Genomic DNA, 934 nt, shown 5'->3' with positions numbered 1-934 from the left:
GGAGTGCCGGGCGTGGTGGGCGAAGACGTCACCATCCGCGACGCGGACCCGATGGTCGTCACTGATGATGGTGTTCCGGTCGGTCTCCTGCCGGACGAGCACCCGGTCGTCGCCGACGCCCGCGGCTGCCTTGATGTCGGCGCCGGTCATCTCGTCGGCGATGACGGGGACGTCGATGCCGTTGATACGGATGGTGCGGGCCATCGCCACCTCCTCGTGTGGTTTCCACGAGGTGCAGACGGACGGGGGAGGGCGGCGTTGGTTCCCCCGGTCGCGGACGGAGGTTCACCACGGTGTCGCCACGGTCGCGATCCGGTCGAGCAGGACGGCGGCGCGTTCCAGGCCGAGGCCGGCCGGCCCGCCGGGAGCGGCCGCCACCAGAACGGCGCCGAGAACGATCAGCAGAACTGCCGTCCGCCGGACCAGTGCGCGGATACGGCGGCGGAAGCGCGCCCGGCGCCGTATCCGCGCACGCTGACGCGGGAACGGCCGTCGTCGCCGCCGGCCGGCCTGCCGTTGCCGTGCACGTTGCCGTTGCCGTTGCCGTGATGACGAACGCCGCCGACGACGGCGGACGGCCGCTGGGCCGATCGGGAGACGGGCCGGTGCCGCTCCGGGCATGGTGGTATCCGGGAAGGGGACGGCGGTGGGATCATGGAAGTCGTCCGTGTCGGCCGTAGAGGTGGGTTCGGGGACGGCCACGCCACGGCCGTCGAAGCGAAGTCGAGGAGGTGTCACCATCGGCGTGTGCTCCAGTGGCCTGTCCGGATCGGGTACCGGAGGGTCCCCGGCACCCGATCCGGACGGACAGACACGCACCCCAGGGAGATCATCTACCACAACCTCCGACACGCCGACGAACCCGGGAGGTTGTGGTGAGAGATCGACATGTATCCTGACCTGCAACGACGCAGAATTTTTAGATCATTTCATC

The 934-nt window shown here is 69.6% G+C and carries 2 protein-coding genes; both read right to left on the bottom strand.

What is annotated here, in order from left to right:
• The coding region (locus tag AC5LSR_RS23955; RefSeq protein WP_250281383.1) for a hypothetical protein at window positions 1–204 on the bottom strand (204 nt) is incomplete at its 3' end.
• An 81-nt stretch (window positions 205–285) separates the two neighbouring features.
• Window positions 286–741: a hypothetical protein gene (locus AC5LSR_RS23950; protein WP_250281382.1), complete on the bottom strand. Its 456-nt coding sequence runs from the start codon at window positions 739–741 to the stop codon at window positions 286–288.
• Window positions 742–934 lie beyond the last annotated feature (193 nt).

This window comes from Protofrankia sp. CiP1_Cm_nod4, assembly GCF_982290645.1.
This window is presented reverse-complemented; position numbering and strand designations above follow the sequence as displayed.

Excerpts from the sequence above, each read along its gene's own strand:
- AC5LSR_RS23950 (WP_250281382.1), bottom strand. The coding sequence starts at position 741 with ATGGTGACACCTCCTCGACTTCGCTTCGACGGCCGTGGCGTGGCCGTC.